The organism is Pseudarthrobacter sp. PH31-O2 (assembly GCF_030063265.1).
GTDB lineage: Bacteria > Actinomycetota > Actinomycetes > Actinomycetales > Micrococcaceae > Arthrobacter.
The window spans coordinates 270,674-285,899 of sequence record NZ_JASIST010000003.1; the positions used below are offsets into that span (position 1 = coordinate 270,674).

General features: G+C 61.5%; 12 protein-coding genes. 7 read left to right on the forward strand and 5 right to left on the reverse strand.

Translation table 11 applies throughout. The features are described from left to right. From rnpA to QMG72_RS07260, 7 genes are all read left to right on the forward strand, one after another. The gene (rnpA, locus tag QMG72_RS07230) at positions 1–411 is read left to right on the forward strand and encodes a ribonuclease P protein component (protein WP_283480161.1); all 411 of its coding nucleotides are present in this window, start codon (positions 1–3) and stop codon (positions 409–411) included. Further along, a complete protein-coding gene (yidD, locus tag QMG72_RS07235) occupies positions 404–799 on the forward strand; it encodes a membrane protein insertion efficiency factor YidD (RefSeq protein WP_226775563.1) in 396 nt (131 codons plus the stop codon). Before rnpA ends, yidD begins: the two co-directional genes overlap by 8 nt. A gap of 16 nt (positions 800–815) precedes the next feature. After that, the gene (gene yidC / locus QMG72_RS07240; protein ID WP_226775564.1) at positions 816–1,796 is read left to right on the forward strand and encodes a membrane protein insertase YidC; all 981 of its coding nucleotides are present in this window, start codon (positions 816–818) and stop codon (positions 1,794–1,796) included. Next, a complete protein-coding gene (locus QMG72_RS07245; protein ID WP_283480163.1) occupies positions 1,796–2,407 on the forward strand; it encodes a Jag family protein in 612 nt (203 codons plus the stop codon). The genes yidC and QMG72_RS07245 overlap by 1 nt, the downstream gene beginning before the upstream one ends. 17 nt (positions 2,408–2,424) lie before the next feature. Continuing rightward, positions 2,425–3,075 carry a 16S rRNA (guanine(527)-N(7))-methyltransferase RsmG gene (gene rsmG / locus QMG72_RS07250; RefSeq protein ID WP_283480165.1) on the forward strand — a complete coding sequence of 217 codons (651 nt, stop codon included), beginning with the start codon at positions 2,425–2,427 and terminating at the stop codon, positions 3,073–3,075. Positions 3,076–3,161: 86 nt separating this feature from the next. After that, positions 3,162–4,229: a ParA family protein gene (locus QMG72_RS07255; RefSeq protein ID WP_282360046.1), complete on the forward strand. Its 1,068-nt coding sequence runs from the start codon at positions 3,162–3,164 to the stop codon at positions 4,227–4,229. A 68-nt stretch (positions 4,230–4,297) separates the two neighbouring features. After that, entirely contained in the window at positions 4,298–5,461 is a 1,164-nt protein-coding gene (locus QMG72_RS07260; protein WP_226775568.1) for a ParB/RepB/Spo0J family partition protein, read from the forward strand. A gap of 3,916 nt (positions 5,462–9,377) precedes the next feature. Here the strand turns inward: QMG72_RS07260 and trxA are convergent. From trxA to QMG72_RS07285, 5 genes are all read right to left on the reverse strand, one after another. Next, positions 9,378–9,704 carry a thioredoxin gene (trxA, locus tag QMG72_RS07265; protein WP_226775569.1) on the reverse strand — a complete coding sequence of 109 codons (327 nt, stop codon included), beginning with the start codon at positions 9,702–9,704 and terminating at the stop codon, positions 9,378–9,380. Between the two features lie 40 nt (positions 9,705–9,744). Continuing rightward, positions 9,745–10,701: a thioredoxin-disulfide reductase gene (gene trxB, locus QMG72_RS07270; protein WP_253031649.1), complete on the reverse strand. Its 957-nt coding sequence runs from the start codon at positions 10,699–10,701 to the stop codon at positions 9,745–9,747. 142 nt (positions 10,702–10,843) lie between these two features. Beyond that, on the reverse strand, positions 10,844–12,370 hold the full coding sequence (locus tag QMG72_RS07275; RefSeq protein WP_282360045.1) for an ABC transporter substrate-binding protein: 1,527 nt from the start codon (positions 12,368–12,370) through the stop codon (positions 10,844–10,846). A gap of 171 nt (positions 12,371–12,541) precedes the next feature. Further along, positions 12,542–14,587, reverse strand: coding sequence for a murein biosynthesis integral membrane protein MurJ (gene murJ / locus QMG72_RS07280; RefSeq protein ID WP_502913799.1), 2,046 nt, complete (start codon positions 14,585–14,587; stop codon positions 12,542–12,544). A 69-nt stretch (positions 14,588–14,656) separates the two neighbouring features. After that, positions 14,657–15,205, reverse strand: a complete 549-nt coding sequence (locus tag QMG72_RS07285; RefSeq protein ID WP_226775573.1) for an NUDIX hydrolase — start codon at positions 15,203–15,205, stop codon at positions 14,657–14,659. Positions 15,206–15,226 lie beyond the last annotated feature (21 nt).

Genomic DNA, 15,226 nt, shown 5'->3' on the forward strand with positions numbered 1-15,226 from the left:
GTGCTGGCCACCCGCAACCGTCTGAGGACATCAACCGATTTTTCAACAACCGTACGTTCCGGTGTCCGCAATGGACGCCGGAACGTAGTGTTATATACGGCAGCCTTGGCTGCCGATGAACCAAGCCGGATCGGATTCATCGTTTCCAAGAGTGTCGGGAACGCTGTTGTCAGGAACCTCGTTAAGAGGAGACTGAGAGAAGTCGGCGCCTTGTCCTTGCAGAAATACGGCAGCGGGTTCGCGATCGTGGTTCGGGCCTTGCCCGCCGCGGCGGGAGCCAGTTGGGACCAACTGCGATCGGACTATGACGCCGCACTGGAAAACAACATGAAACGGCTGGGCAGCCGCCTTCCTAAGGCTGCTTCGTCAGTTTCTTACGAGACAACACAGGAAGGGACCTCGCGTGCGTAACTTAACTGCCGCCGTCGTCCCTCCTGCAAAATTCGCAGCGGAATGGTTGGGCCGGGCAGTCTGGAACGCGCCCCGCAATATCCTCATCCTGCTGCTCCTGGCGTACCGCAAGGTGATTTCACCGCTTTACGGCCAGGTCTGCCGTTTCTTCCCGAGCTGCTCGGCCTATGCCCTTGAAGCGGTCACCGTGCACGGCGCGGTTAAGGGGAGCTGGCTGGCGGCCAAGCGCCTGGTGCGCTGCCACCCCTGGAATGCCGGTGGTGTGGACCATGTCCCCGCCGGTAAATGCGAATGGCCCGCAGACCACACCCCCACAATTGTTGTGATGAACAATCCGGACAAGTATCTGGCTGCTCGGACTGATGGAGAAGGCCGCTCTGCGGCCTGACGAATAGGGATATCGTATGGATTTCTTTGGAACAATCATGTTTCCTTTCAAGTGGCTTGTGTCCGCCATTATGTTGGTCTTCCACGATGGCCTGAGCGTCATCGGGTTGCCTGCCGCCAATGGCTGGACGTGGACCCTATCCATCATCGGGCTGGTGCTGGTGATCCGGGCGGCGCTTATTCCCGTATTCGTCAAACAGATCAAGGCCCAGCGCGGGATGCAGCTCCTGCAGCCGGACCTGAAGAAGCTGCAGGACAAGTACAAGGGCAAAACTGATCAGCTGTCCCGCCAGGCCATGGCCCAGGAACAGATGGCCATGTACAAGAAGCACGGCACCAACCCGTTCTCGGCGTGCCTGCCCATGCTGATTCAGATGCCGTTCTTCTTTGCGCTCTTCCAGGTCCTTTCCGGGATTACGTCGGCGGCGACCAGCGGTGTCGGCATCGGTGCGATGAGTCACGAACAGGTCCTGCAGTTCGATGAGTCGAGCATTTTTGGTGCCCCGCTCTCTGCCACCCTGCTGCACGGTACGCCGGCCGGCGGCAACGTCGTTGCGGTGTGGATCCTCTCGATTGTGATGATTCTGGCGATGACGGCCTCACAGTTCATCACCCAGAAGCAGATCATGGCGAAGAATATGTCCGAGGAAGCCATGGCGAGTCCGTTTATGCGCCAGCAGAAGATGATGCTGTACATCCTGCCGCTCGTCTTCGGCGTCGGCGGGATCAACTTCCCCATCGGTGTCCTGATCTACTGGACCACCACAAACCTGTGGACCATGGGTCAGCAGTTCTTTGTTATTCGCCGTATGCCGACGCCCGGGTCCCCCGCCGCCAAGGCCCTGGCTGAGCGTCGTGCCGCCAAGGGCCTGCCTGCCTTGCCGTTGACTAGTGCCAAGAAGGCCGAGGCCGAATCCGCGGAGGCTGCAGCCGCTGCGGCCCTGGCGGCTAAGAGCCAACGTGTCCAGCCACAACGCAAGAACAGGAAGAGGAAGTAATGTCCGCCGAGAGCACCGAACAAGCTATTTCCGCTGAAGCCATTGATGAGCAGGACGAGGCCCTGAGCGGAACCCAGGATGCTGACCGGACCACTGATGAAGGTACCGAAGAATCGGCAGCTGACGAGGGCAAGGGTTCATCCGCCGGTCGGCTGGAAGAAGAAGGCGACGTCGCCGCGGACTACCTCGAGGAACTGCTGGACATCGCCGATATTGACGGCGACATTGACATTGAAGTGCGTAATGGTCGCACGTACATTTCGATCGTTACCGAGGAAGAATCAGCCGGTCTGGAAAATCTGGTTGGTGCGGACGGGGAGGTGCTCGAAGCCCTTCAGGAACTGACCCGGCTGGCGGTTTTGTCCGCGACGGAAAACCGCTCGCGGTTGGTTCTGGATATCAACGGCTACCGGTCCGAGCGTTCCGGCGAACTGCAAAAGATTGCAGACGACGCCGTTGCCTCCGTCAAGGAGTCCGGTAAAGCCGTCGCTCTTGCTCCGATGAGCGCTTATGAGCGCAAAATCGTGCACGACGCCGTTGCCGATCTGGGACTCGTCAGCGAGTCTGAAGGCGAAGGCGCCGAACGTCACATCGTCGTTTCTGCAGACTGATGCCGGCGGATACCTTGATGGTTGAGATAACCGACGCTGAAGCGCAGGCAGCACAGACGATCTTTGGTGACCGCCTGAACCTGGCAAAGCGGTATGTAGAGCATCTGGCCACCTCGGGCACGGAACGGGGCCTCATCGGTCCCCGCGAAGTTCCCCGGTTGTGGAGCCGGCACGTGCTGAACTGTGCCGTAATTGAAAGTCAGATTGCCGAGGGAAGCCACGTGGCGGATGTCGGCAGCGGGGCCGGATTGCCTGGCCTGTGTCTGGCCATTGCCCGCCCGGACCTTGAACTGACCCTGATTGAGCCCCTCGAACGCCGCGTGATTTGGCTTCAGGAGGTCGTCGATGACCTGGGCCTTATTAATGTCACGGTGATGCGCAGCCGGGCAGAGCTGGCGGTTGGGATGGTGAAGGCCGACGTCGTGACGGCCCGGGCCGTCTCAGCACTCTCGAACCTTGCCGGCCTGACAATTCCGCTGTTGGCGGGTAAAGGTGAAGTTATCGCGATCAAGGGACGCAGCGCCGGCGAGGAAGTCGAAAAGGCAGCCAAGGTAATCCGCAAGCTTGGTGGCACGCAGACCACTGTTTTGCTGGTGGGTGAAGGACTCCTGGAAGAACCCACAACGGTTGTCCGTATCGTTGTGAATAAGCCTCAAAAGAAAGCCTAGCGTCCGCCCGGTGCCCTCTGTCCCCCTGGGTAAGAGGTTAGGCTAGTAACCGGCAGCAAGAGCCGAACGAGAGTGAGTGTGTCACAGTGACCAGTAGCGAAGCCTCCACACAGCGGATTCCCCCGTTTGTGTCCCTGGGGTCCGCACGGGCCACGGTTGTGCCTCCCGTCGTTCATCGAAACACCGGTAATCGTCCGGTATCGGTTGCAAAGGCCAGTGGCATGGCTGGTGTTTCACGTGAAACTTCGGTAGTTGCCAAGGGAAATGTGCTTGATTCCCTTGACGACTCCAGCCCGATTGCCCGGGAGCTCGCCCATGAGAACAAACGGCGTGAACGTCTTCTTGGCCGTGAACTCCCGAAGCCCGAGAAGACCAGAATTTTTACCGTCTCCAATCAGAAGGGCGGAGTGGGCAAGACCACCACAACGGTCAATATTGCTGCCGCCCTGGCCGCCGCTGGCTTGAACGTCCTGGTTATCGACATCGACCCCCAGGGGAACGCGTCGACAGCGTTGGGAATTGAACACCACGCCGAAGTCGACAGCATTTACGACGTGCTCATCAATGACTTTCCCTTGCGGGACGTTGTAGCTCCCTGCCCCGACATTGCCAAGCTGATCTGTGCGCCAGCCACCATCCACCTCGCCGGGGCGGAGATCGAGCTGGTCAGCCTCGTTGCCCGCGAGCAGCGGCTCCGGCGGGCGATTGATGTGTATGCCCAGGAACGCGCCAAGAATGGTGAGGAACGCCTGGATTACATCTTCATCGATTGTCCCCCAAGCCTAGGCTTGCTGACAGTCAACGCGTTTTGTGCTGCCAATGAGGTTTTGATTCCGATTCAATGCGAGTACTACGCACTGGAGGGACTCAGCCAGCTGCTGAAAAACATCGAAATGATCCAGAAGCACCTAAATGCGGATCTGGTCGTCTCTACGATTCTTCTGACGATGTACGACGGCCGCACCAATCTCGCTGCCCAAGTGGCTGCAGAGGTTCGCGAACACTTCCCGGAACAGGTACTCGGGGCTGTGGTGCCGCGATCGGTACGGATTTCTGAAGCCCCCAGCTACCAGCAGACCGTGATGACGTACGATCCCTCGTCCAGCGGGGCGCTGTCCTATCTTGAAGCCGCAGCCGAAATCGCACAACGTTAGTATCTTTTCGAGAATTGCACTAGCTAGAGTCCGGTGCTGACCGACTCTTCCAATGGAGGGATTTATCCATGAGCGATAAGCGACGCGGCCTCGGCCGTGGACTTGGGGCACTCATTCCAAGTTCCGCTGCGGCTTCAGGCAGTGGTTCCGCGCCGTCCCGCCCCGTGGATCTCTTCTTTCCGGAAGGCCGAAAGCGAACACCCGATGCAGGTGCAGCAGCTGGTGAATTAGTCCCCGCCGAGGACATGGTGGCGGCGCCGGCGGAGACGTCTTCGCCGGCAGCGGCAAACATTGATGGGTCGGCGCATACGTCCTCGAAGCCTGCTTCCGAAACCAGGAAGGCGCCGGTCCGCAAGGCGCCGGATGCTGAGACTGGTTCCCAAAGGCAGGGCCAGGACGTGGAGCTCGTCGAAGTTCCCGGGGTCCGGTTTGCGGAGATTCCGGTCACCGACATCCATCCCAACCGGAAACAGCCCCGTTCGGTCTTCGACGAGGACGATATGGCAGAGCTGGTGCATTCAGTTCGTGAAATCGGCGTCCTCCAGCCAATTGTTGTTCGTACTTCAACCGAAATAGGTGGAGAACCCTACGAGCTTGTTATGGGCGAGCGTCGTTGGCGGGCTGTACAGGCTGCTGGGCTCGAAACCATTCCGGCCATCGTGCGGGATACGACGGATGATGACCTGCTTCGCGACGCCCTCTTGGAGAACCTCCACCGCAGTCAGCTGAACCCGCTGGAAGAGGCCGCGGCATACCAGCAGCTGCTGGAAGATTTTGGCACCACACATGAACAACTGGCGGACCGTATTGGGCGATCCCGGCCCCAGGTGTCCAACACACTGCGTCTGCTCAAGCTGCCTCCACTGGTTCAGCGCCGCGTAGCTGCCGGTGTTATCTCTGCCGGTCATGCCCGCGCGCTGCTCGCCCTCCCCGACGCCCCCGCGATGGAAAGAATGGCCCAAAAGATCGTTGCCGAGGGTATGTCCGTCCGCGCGACGGAGGAAGCTGTAACGCTGTATCAGAACCCGACAGCGACACCGAAAAACAACATTCCGCGGCCCGGTGCACGGCACGAGCGCCTGGACTATCTGGCGTCTTCACTTTCTGACCGCCTTGATACCAACGTCAAGATCTCGTTGGGGGCGCGAAAGGGTCGTGTCAGTATTGAATTCGCAAGCGTGGAGGATCTAAACCGCATCATGGATGTCTTGACGCCGGGAGCGGCAGGATAGCGCATCAACGACACACTGGAAGGGGCCTGTTTCACGTGAAACAGGCCCCTTTCTATTGGTAGCGGTGGCGGTTCCAACGCCAGCAAGGTCTGCGCGGACCCGTTGGTCGTTTGGTGGCTCCTGCTATGCAGTCCAAATTCTGCGGACTCAGCTGCCGGGCCACGCTTGGAACCCGCTCAGTCGTTCAAGTGCCTATGGTGCAATAGCAAGGCTGTCCTGCAGTCAAGGGACGGAGCTGGCACGCATGCCAAATGCCCCCCAACGACCATGGACGAACTGGAGATAAGAGGACATGCCAGCGGCAGTTTTCGGTGCCCATTCATTGATCCACGGTGTTTGCACGGAAGATTTGCGCCCGCGCTGAACACACGTTTCACGTGAAACATGGACGTCAATTCTCACGAAGGTGCTGCACCTGCTGGTGATGCCCTGTCGGCTGAAGCAGCAAAAGGCGCCCGTTCACCGAAGTCACGGCTGGAAATGGCAAATTCCTGCTGGCCCAACACAAAAGCACGTGCTGCCGCGGGCTACCCGGCCAGACGCCAATACTAACTATTGGGCTATCGCCGCAGTCAGCTGGTTGTTGCTTCGACAATTCCCGAAAGTGGAGACTGTGCCTCCGCACGCTGGCGGCCCGGCATCGAGTCTGCATTCAGCTGGCGGTCGGATCCTTCCTTGTCTCGGTTGATGGGGTATGGCACGGACTGGGGTACGGTAGACGGCGGTAGGCCCGGGTGCCGGACATTCACATAACCCCGCTGGATCCGCGTCTCATTGCAGCGAACCCAGGGCATGACCAACACGCCTGGCATCGCCGGGCGGTGATCGCCATGACTCACAATTGCAGGGCGCTAGGCTGGCAGGTCTTGGCCGCAGATCAAGGACAGGTGCAATTCGCAGCGGTCTAGGGGCCCCTAGGCCGCTCTCTGGACCCCTTGCGTCTCGGTTCTCGACAACTGCACTCCGCACCGCTCTATGTACGCCTGGAGGCCGTGCACAAGCCCTAGACAGGCATGCGGGCGCGCCCCCCATGAGCCGGCAGCGTGCCCACAGCTCCTTTCTGCCCACACCCTGTGGGCGACCTTCGTTGCCGTGCTGTTTCGTCGCGGGCCTTACCCGGCACAGCGGGTGGCACGGTGGTAGACCGGTTCTTTATGCTCGCGCCAAGCGACAGACATCAGTGTGAGTTTGGCGATGACGGGGCGCGGCTGGGGGTCTGCAAGCTTCGGGTGGCCGTCCGATCGTATGGGGCTTCGAGTGACGGAAATCGACGAGCCCCCCGTGTGGAGCTTTGAGGGTCGCTGCAGCCCAATCGTGTGTAGTGGCTATTCACAGTAGTTGTCCCGGCCGTCACGGACGTGAGCGAGTGCTCTTTCGATCGCGGGGTACCGTCACGTTTATCCGTGCTGCCACGGCTGCTGGACGGGGTGGCGGACGCCAGACATGGGCCGATAACGGATGCCTCCAGCTCGGCGGGTGATGGTGAAGATTGGGACCGCGTACCCGGAGGCTTCCCTGGGCTGTTGTGGTCGGCGGTGGATAACCCGGTGGATAGTGCTGTGGATAAAGCTGTGGATTACTCGACACCCAGGTCAGGGCCGCGACGCTGCTGCCAGGGCCGTTGGAGCGCCAGCTGCGAGCTGCTTCCAACCGGGCGTTAGGACTCCCGTAGCGTTTCACGTGAAACATCCGGCGACGCTATTTTGGCGGCACCGAAAACGCTAGGCTGTGCTTACTTAATCCACTGCAGCTGGTTAATTTTCCACGAATATTCAGACAAGGTGCTGTTGATGCAAGCCACAATCTGTACGTGGGTCGATGACCAGGGACGGCCTCGAATCACGGGCAATGGCGCGAACCGAGTTAACGTCAAATGGCTCTCTGGGCGCCGACGCTTCGACCGTGTGATCAGTCCCTCATCCCCTGTGGATAACCCTGTGAGTAACCTCTGTGGAGAAGGCTGTGGGAATCTACCCGGTTTGGGGCTATTGGGTATGATCGGCAGTCTTAGTCCGCCTCCCTGCATCACCATCCGCGTGCCGCCAGGGCACACTGGATTCGGGAAGCGCTGGGCCAAATCCCGGTCGCTGCGGCACAGCCCATTCTTCGAGGGCAACAAGAGAAGTGGGGAGGTATCGGCTAGGCCTGCTTCCCTCAGCCTCCCCCATCGGATGCCCGGACCATCGTGATCTGGCGACCCCTGTCGAGGTACGTTCTAGGGTGTCCGAAGTGACATTGGAGGCCCGCACCAAAGGGTTCCGCTGAAGGCTGGGTATCAGTTGGCTGATGCAGCAGAACGCGGGCTGGACGATACCGCTTAATCCGTGGGCCCTCCCAAGAGATCCACGGCGGCCAAATGGCAAAATGATGTCGCTAGGGATGGTTCGGCCGGGCATTCCAGCCGGTCCTTGCAGGCGTTCTCGCCCGGCGGAAGAGAGAGCGCCCAGTGGACCTCTCCATCTACGGTGCAGTCCTCTCGGCGGCGGGGGGGTATCACGGTCCCCCTGTGGCAGAGTTTGCCGTATTTTCCTCGGGTTTTCTATTGTCAGTCCTTCACCGCAGACTGGAGCGCGAGGCACCGGCGTTCGCTGCAGGAGGTGCCGCGGATAGACGCGCGGTGCCCGAAGGACATCGGGACCCCAACTGCAGTACGAGGTCCTTGATCGTGGCCCGCACCGCCTCTGTGCCCCGTGTCCCCCAGCTGGCTGGCCCTGAAGATATTGGGCTCTGTACAGGAAGTGAACCCGCCCGTGCCGCCTGAGACTCCGCATCGTTTGTGACCGGAGACGGCGACGATGCGAGGGATGATGTGTTTCACGTGAAACATTGGCGTAGTTCCGGCGACGGCGTCCGGTTTACCCGGCGCTAGCGCCGCCCGGCCGCCGCTGCGATAAAGGCACTGACCGGGTGCCAACAATGGTAATCAGGAGTGATCCGGCTCCAGGGAGTCCATTGCGAAGGTTCCAAATTGGTTCCGGTGGGTCCGCCGCAGTTGAACCATCCTTTGACCCCCGATATCCGTGCCGAGCTCTCCTGAGAGGCTATAGGTGGCGTTGCGTCTGGATGTACAGGCAGCCCTCTTGGTTAGGCACGCAGTAGTTGGTGGTGCGGATCGCGACGGGTCAACACACCGTGGGAGTAGGCGCCTGCAATCAGGGGTGCGGACGTTTCACGTGAAACATATGCAGCCAGGTGAAACTGGCACCACGCTGTCCACGGAGGGCGGCTGAATATGTACTTCACCCCGCGGGGTGGAGGGGTGGACGCAAGCCAGGAGCGGGCTGCTGCCAGCTGGACAATCCGGCATTTGGGCACTTCCGCCGCGTATGGTGCGGCGCCTGACGCCGTTATTGGGCTCTTTGGCGGACACAAGCGCGGCCCGATCTGGCGGTGGCCAGGAACTGCAATCAGGTCGGACCAAGGCCCTATGGAGATGGTGGCTGGTCGCGACGTGGGTGTCTGTGAGACTCTTTTGAGATTTCGATAAGCGCGAGTTCCGAGAGTTCTGGTCACCGGCTAAGAGCTGACCAAACTGTTTCACGTGAAACGGAATTCACTGAGATCCACAGAAGTTCAACGATCCGGTCCGGCAGCAATACCTGCGCGCCCTACGTTGAGCGCCTTGGTATCAGCTCCGACCGTGAGGTCCCTGGTTGCACTACGTCCACCCCGTCACCGGCGAGGGAATGGAAAGCCCCAAGGTGTACAACGCTCGTGGAGCAAATTTCCCGGAGAAACAACCGGTAATTAATGCAGTTCGCGTCACGCGTCCCCGAAGCGTTGCCTATCGAGCTCGTGGGGCGGCAACGAGGAGCGAACGGGAGGTTGAGGCGGAGGGCCAAAATGGCCCCGCTTCCGGGGGGAAGGAGGGCCATTCTTGGTGTTGGCCGGTGACACGCACCGCCCCAAACTGGAATCAGGACAGAACGTCAGCGAATTCTTTCTCAAAGAACTGCTTGGGTCGAGCCCCGATGACGGTGCTCTTCACTTCGCCGCCCTGGAAAAGGTAAACAGCCGGGATCGAAGTGATCCCGTACTGGGCTGCGATTGCCGGGTTGTCGTCGACGTTGACCTTAACGACATCCACCTTCTCGCTGTATTCCACCGAGATCTCGTCCAGGATCGGACCAAGCTTGCGGCACGGTCCGCACCATTCGGCCCAGAAGTCCACGATGACCGGCTTGTCAGAAGCCAGTACATCGGTGCCGAAACTAGCGTCTGTTACTTCTTTTGCGTTGCTCATAGCCTTGTCCTTCTCTTCGGTTGATTTCTGCGCGCGCCGTTTAGGCGGGGAGGTCGGCCAGGTAGTGCTCGACGTCGAGTGCGGCTACACAGCCGGAACCCGAAGCCGTGATGGCCTGGCGGTATGTCGGGTCGATGACGTCGCCTGCCGCAAACACACCCTTGAGGCTTGTCTTCGAGGTGCGCCCGGCGACGGCGATGGTTCCCTCGGGAGTCAGGTCCAACTTGCCCTTGACGAGGTCCGTGCGGGGATCGTTGCCAATGGCCACAAAAACACCCGTAACGGCAAGTTCGGTCTCAGTGCCCGCCACAAGGTTCTTCAACCGAAGGCCGGTGACCTTGTCTTCACCGAGCACGTCCTCGACGCCGGTGTTCCAGACGAAGCTGATCTTTTCGTGGGCAAGGGCGCGGTCGGCCATGATCTTGGACGCACGCAAGGTCTCACGACGGTGGACCACTGTGACGGACTTCGCGAACTTGGTAAGGAACAGCGCCTCTTCCATAGCCGAGTCACCCCCGCCGATCACGGCGATGTCCTGATCCTTGAAGAAGAAACCGTCGCAGGTTGCGCACCAGCTCACGCCGTGGCCGGATAGACGTTTCTCATTGGGGAGGCCAAGCTCGCGGTAGGCCGAACCCGTCGACAAAATGATGGAGCGGGCGCGGAAGGTCTCCCCCGAGCCAGTGGTCACCGTCTTGATGTCGCCTTCAAGGTCCAGTTCTGTTACGTCCTCAAACTGGATTTCGGTACCGAACCGCGCGGCCTGCTTTTCAAAGTTTTCCATCAGGTCCGGACCCATGATGCCATCCGGGAAACCGGGGTAGTTCTCGACGTCGGTTGTGTTCATCAGCTCGCCGCCGGCGGTTACCGATCCTGCCAGGAGCAGCGGCTTCAGGTTGGCGCGTGCGGTGTACACCGCTGCGGTGTAGCCCGCGGGGCCGGAGCCGACGATGATGACATCACGTACTTCGGACGTGCTGTTTTCTGCGTTGCTCACTGAACGGTGAACCTCTTCCTTTGTCGATGCGCCCGCCTGGGTGGCCGGCCACATGGCACAACTACTGCTAAGCGTTGAATATTCCGGCCGGACACGGTAGGACGCATCGAAGGCCGGGGTTACTGACGGTGGTACTGAGGCGCTACTGGACTTTTATTTCCGCCAGGCGAAGCCCGAATCCGTAGCGTGTCTTGGGTGCAGCGAGCTTGGGCAGGGATTCAATCGAAACGATGACGTACTGGGCAGTCGCCGGCTCCGGCAGGGGCATCGTCAGGTCAGGGGAGGTGAAGCTGTTGCTGCCGACTTTTTTTGCACCATCGAGGGACGGGCGGTCGTTGGTATAAACACTGATGTTTCCGCCCGAGGCGCCCAATTGGCTCAGCGTCACCGACGAGACCTTGGCCGGGGCCTTCAGTTTGACTACGAGTGGAACCTCCGAGGCCAGCCCGCCCCAGTTTTCGGTCGCAAATTCCATGTCCGACCAGTAGCTGGCTCCGTTGCCGTCGACGGTCTTGACCAGGTCGCCGTCGTACGTTCCGGCGAAGTCGAAGTTCCCCAGCCGGGTGACGCCCTCGACGGCGGGCGGGCCAGCGGCCTGCGAAGGGCTGGCGCTGGCTGACGTCTCCGCCGAGGTTGGACTGGGGGCGACGGTGGAAGAAGTACCACCGGCGGCGGGCTGGGGTGTGCTCTTGAACAGGCCGCCGAGGTTGGTTACGGCGAGAACCAGCCCGACAACAAGGACCGCCGCCAGTAGTCCACCGACCAGCCAGCGCATGGAGCGGGGCTCGCGGCGCGGCTCGTCGTCAGTGTCGTAGTCTTCCTCAGCGTCAGCAGCCTCGGTATTGTGGGCTGAGCCCGGGAAAAAGCCCGGGGCGCGGTCCGCTGCAGAGCCGGTGCCCGCAGAGCCCTCCTGGTTCTGCCGGGGAGCGCGGTCGTTGCCGGTATCCGGGCGACCGTAATCGTCGTCAGACCACAGCGAAACCTTGGGTGAATCGCCGGGATCCTCTGCTGTGGTGCCTCGTTCGCCGGAGCCCGGGGCGCGCCCCTGGACCGGCTGGGGGGCTGTGACCTGCGGCGCAGCCTCTTGCGGCGCGGTTTCGGGGGCGTTCGCGGCAGACGCCGCGGCGCCGCCGGCGATTGCAGCAGCGCCGGCGGCGGGCCCCGCGGTCGGACGTGAGGGCATTCGGGTCGCCGCTGCCGGGGGTGCGGCCGGCGGCTGGTTCGTCCCGTAGTTGATGTATCCCGCGTCTACTTCTTCCTCGTCGTAGAGTCCGTCGTAGGTTTCGGGCTCGCTGGAGCGGGGTTGCCCGAAGATTTCACTGCCCAGGGTGTCCGTGAAGAACGGTTCTACGTAGGGCGGATTGGCGGAGACAACCAGGTCCAGCAGGTCAGCGGCCGAAGCGTGGTTGGTGATGAGGTACGTCGTGTCGTCGCTGACACCAAGGTCCAGGATCTGCACACTGCCCGGACGCTCGCCGGTGGCGACTTCCCGTGCACTGTGTGCCACTTGATCCGCGTTACCGGGCCCGGCCACAAGGATGCTCACCGCACGGTTAAGTACCTGGTCCACACCGTCCAGCACCAGATCCTGGTCATGTGAGGTCAGTACGGTGGCAGTGACCTTGTAGCGGCCACCAAGTACTGATCCGACATCGATCGGGTGGGACACGGGCTCCTCCTAGACTGTCCGGGAGCCGCTGAACTGATCACGTCGTCAGTAACCGCAGATCGCCCGGTAAGCCGGTGGACCCTTGGTCTGCAACTCCCCTTGTTAGTCTTCGATCCTAGCCGATGCACTGTGCCGGCCGCGGACGCGCAGCGCTGCGAATCCCGCCGTCTGCTATTTTTTCTTCCTGCCGCCGAACGGAAAATAGGGGTTGTGGCCCACCGGGCCCTGGTACGTCCTGCGCCCGGGCAGGGGAACGTCACCGCTCAGGCCGCCCTCAGCGGTGCTGGGCAGGTCCTCGGCGGCGAGGTAGCCGCCGTCGGGTCCGCTGTGTGCTGAGCGTTCGTCCTGTTCAGCCAGATCGGGGCCGGCACGGAAGGATGCGGCGTCGAATTCCCCGGAAATCCTCGGGATGAGTCCGGTATCCACCGATACTGTGGCGCGCTCCGGTTTCGGACGCGCCGCCGCAGCGCCGTCGGGAAGATTCCCGGCATCCTGCGGAACAACCGACCGGCGGCGCAGGCGTCCGAGCAGTGGCTGAAGCAGGTCGCTCAGCTCTGTCACCCGGAAGATCTTGAGCAGGAGCAGATAAGCCGCCAGCATAACGGGCCCGACGACGATGATGCTCACAAGGGCGGCACTGGGACTGCTCCAGGCGAAGCCATCAGGGGTGTAGCTGCCCAACAGCCACAGGGCAGCCGCTCCGGCCGCCGCGGAACCCAGCGCGGCGTAGCCCATTCGAATGTAGGCATTGGCGATCCGCGGGCCGTCCAGGTGGCCCAGGAGGCGCCGCAGGAAGACCGCGCTGACGATTACGGAGAGGATGTTGCCGCCGGTGTATAGGAGTGCAATCGCGAAGATGATCTGGCCGAAGGGGAGGAACTGGATGGCAAAAGCTGTAACCACATTGACGATGGCCAGGACCAGTTGGATGAAAAATGGTGTCCTGGCATCTTCATTGGCGTAGAAGACCCGGGACATCATAAAATTGGCGCTCATAAACGGCGTGCTGAGGGCCAGGATGGTCAGCGTTTGGGCCAGCATAACGCCGTCCTGGGGCACCCCGCCGGAGAAGAACATGCCCAGCGGTCCGGCCAGGGCGAACAAGGCAAGAGCACCAAAAACCGTCGCCACGGCCATGGTTCGCAGCCCGTGGGAGAGCGCGTTGCGCAGCGCCACACGATCGCCGTCCTGCGAGGCACGCGTCATCCGGTTGAACAGCACAGTGGCCAGGGACAGGGCAATGATGGAATGCGGGAGCAAGTAAAGCTGGCTCGCCACCTCCAGCACGGCATTGCCCGGCAACGAGCCTGCGGCCGGATCCCCCGCCTGCTCCAGCCTGAGCCGTTCCGCGCCCGGGATCGTGGCGATGCGCATGACATAGAGGAAAGCAAGCTGCCCGACGGCGGCCGTCGCGAGGGTCCAGACACTGAGCTTGGCGGCCTGGCCCAGTCCAACCCCGCGCCAGCCGAAACGCGGGCGAAGTCCGAGCCGGAGCCTGAACACCGGAATCAGCAGGATGGCGGTCTGGGCAATCACGCCAATGGTCGAGAATCCGGCCACCAGCACTGTCTGGGTCGAGTCCCAGGTGTCCAGGGTGTGAGAGTTGGCCGCATTGGTGCCCATAATCCCAATGAACATCCCCAGCCCGGCGATTGCCACGATGTTGTTCAGGATCGGCGCCCACATTGCCGGACCGAACGCTCCGTGGGCATTAAGGACCTGCGTCAGGAGGGCGTACAGGCCGTAGAAGAAGATCTGCGGCAGGCACCAGAACGCGAAGGACACCGCCAGTGCCTTCTGCTGCGGTGCGTAACCCTGCGTGGTCAGTTCAATTACCGAAGGCGCCAGCAGCGTTACCGCCAGGGTCAGGCCCAGCAATACCAGGACGGCCAGCGTCAGCAACCGGCTGATGTAATCAGCGCCCCGGTCGGCGGCCTTGCTTGCCTTGATGATCTGGGGTACCAGCACGGCGTTGAACACCCCGCCGGCGACCAGCAGGAAGATCAGGTTCGGCAGGTTGTTGGCATTGATAAAGGTGTCGTTGACGGTGGAGCCCAACCCGAGTGCGGCTGCCAGCAGCCACGTCTTGGCAAAGCCCAGGAAACGCGAAACCAGCGTACCGGCGGCCATTATGGCGCTGGAACGGACTTCTCCGGATTGGACAGCTTGGGAATCGGCAGGGCCGGAGGGCGCGGGGGTGGGTTTGGCAGATGACATTAGCTTCATCGTCTCACCCGAATATGGCTTTGTGCGCTATCCGGGCCGCAATGTGGGGCTTGCAAGGCCTTAGCGGTGGTCCGGAAGGACATCCTTGGCGAGGTCGGCGATGCGGCGCTCGTTAGGGAAAGAAAGCTTCCGGGCCAGTTCGTGGATGGGAACCCAGGCGACGTCCACGGCTTCTTTATCCGGATCGTTCTCGATCGTCAGGTCGCCGCCGGTGGCCTGCAGCAGATAATGGTGGACGGTTTTGTGCACGCGGTGTCCGCTGACCGTAAACCAGTAGTCGATGCTGCCCAGCGGGGCGAGGATCTTGCCCTCGATGCCGGTTTCCTCTGCGATTTCACGCACGGCGGCTTCCTCGTTGCTTTCCCTGCCCTCCGGGTGCCCCTTAGGGAGGCACCATTCCAGCCGCCCGCCGCGGTTTAGGCGGGCAATAATCGCTACGCGGAGTTCGGCGTCGGTGGTGTCCACCACAACGCCGCCGGCCGAAATTTCCTCAACAGTGGGGAGGGACGCCTGCCCGGAGTGCTGCACCGGCGCGACGTTGGCACCGATTGCCGATGGCAACGGTGCGTTTGTCCTCCTGCCGGGAGCGCTCGGTACGGGGTGGGCCATGATGTCCACTCTAACGACTCT

Bases quoted from the DNA above. Each gene is read 5' to 3' on its own strand.
- yidC (WP_226775564.1), top strand. From the start codon at position 816: ATGGATTTCTTTGGAACAATCATGTTTCCTTTCAAGTGGCTTGTGTCC.
- QMG72_RS07245 (WP_283480163.1), top strand. From the start codon at position 1,796: ATGTCCGCCGAGAGCACCGAACAAGCTATTTCCGCTGAAGCCATTGAT.
- rsmG (WP_283480165.1), top strand. From the start codon at position 2,425: ATGGTTGAGATAACCGACGCTGAAGCGCAGGCAGCACAGACGATCTTT.
- QMG72_RS07260 (WP_226775568.1), top strand. From the start codon at position 4,298: ATGAGCGATAAGCGACGCGGCCTCGGCCGTGGACTTGGGGCACTCATT.
- trxA (WP_226775569.1), bottom strand. From the start codon at position 9,704: ATGAGCAACGCAAAAGAAGTAACAGACGCTAGTTTCGGCACCGATGTA.
- murJ (WP_502913799.1), bottom strand. From the start codon at position 14,587: ATGTCATCTGCCAAACCCACCCCCGCGCCCTCCGGCCCTGCCGATTCC.
- QMG72_RS07285 (WP_226775573.1), bottom strand. From the start codon at position 15,205: ATGGCCCACCCCGTACCGAGCGCTCCCGGCAGGAGGACAAACGCACCG.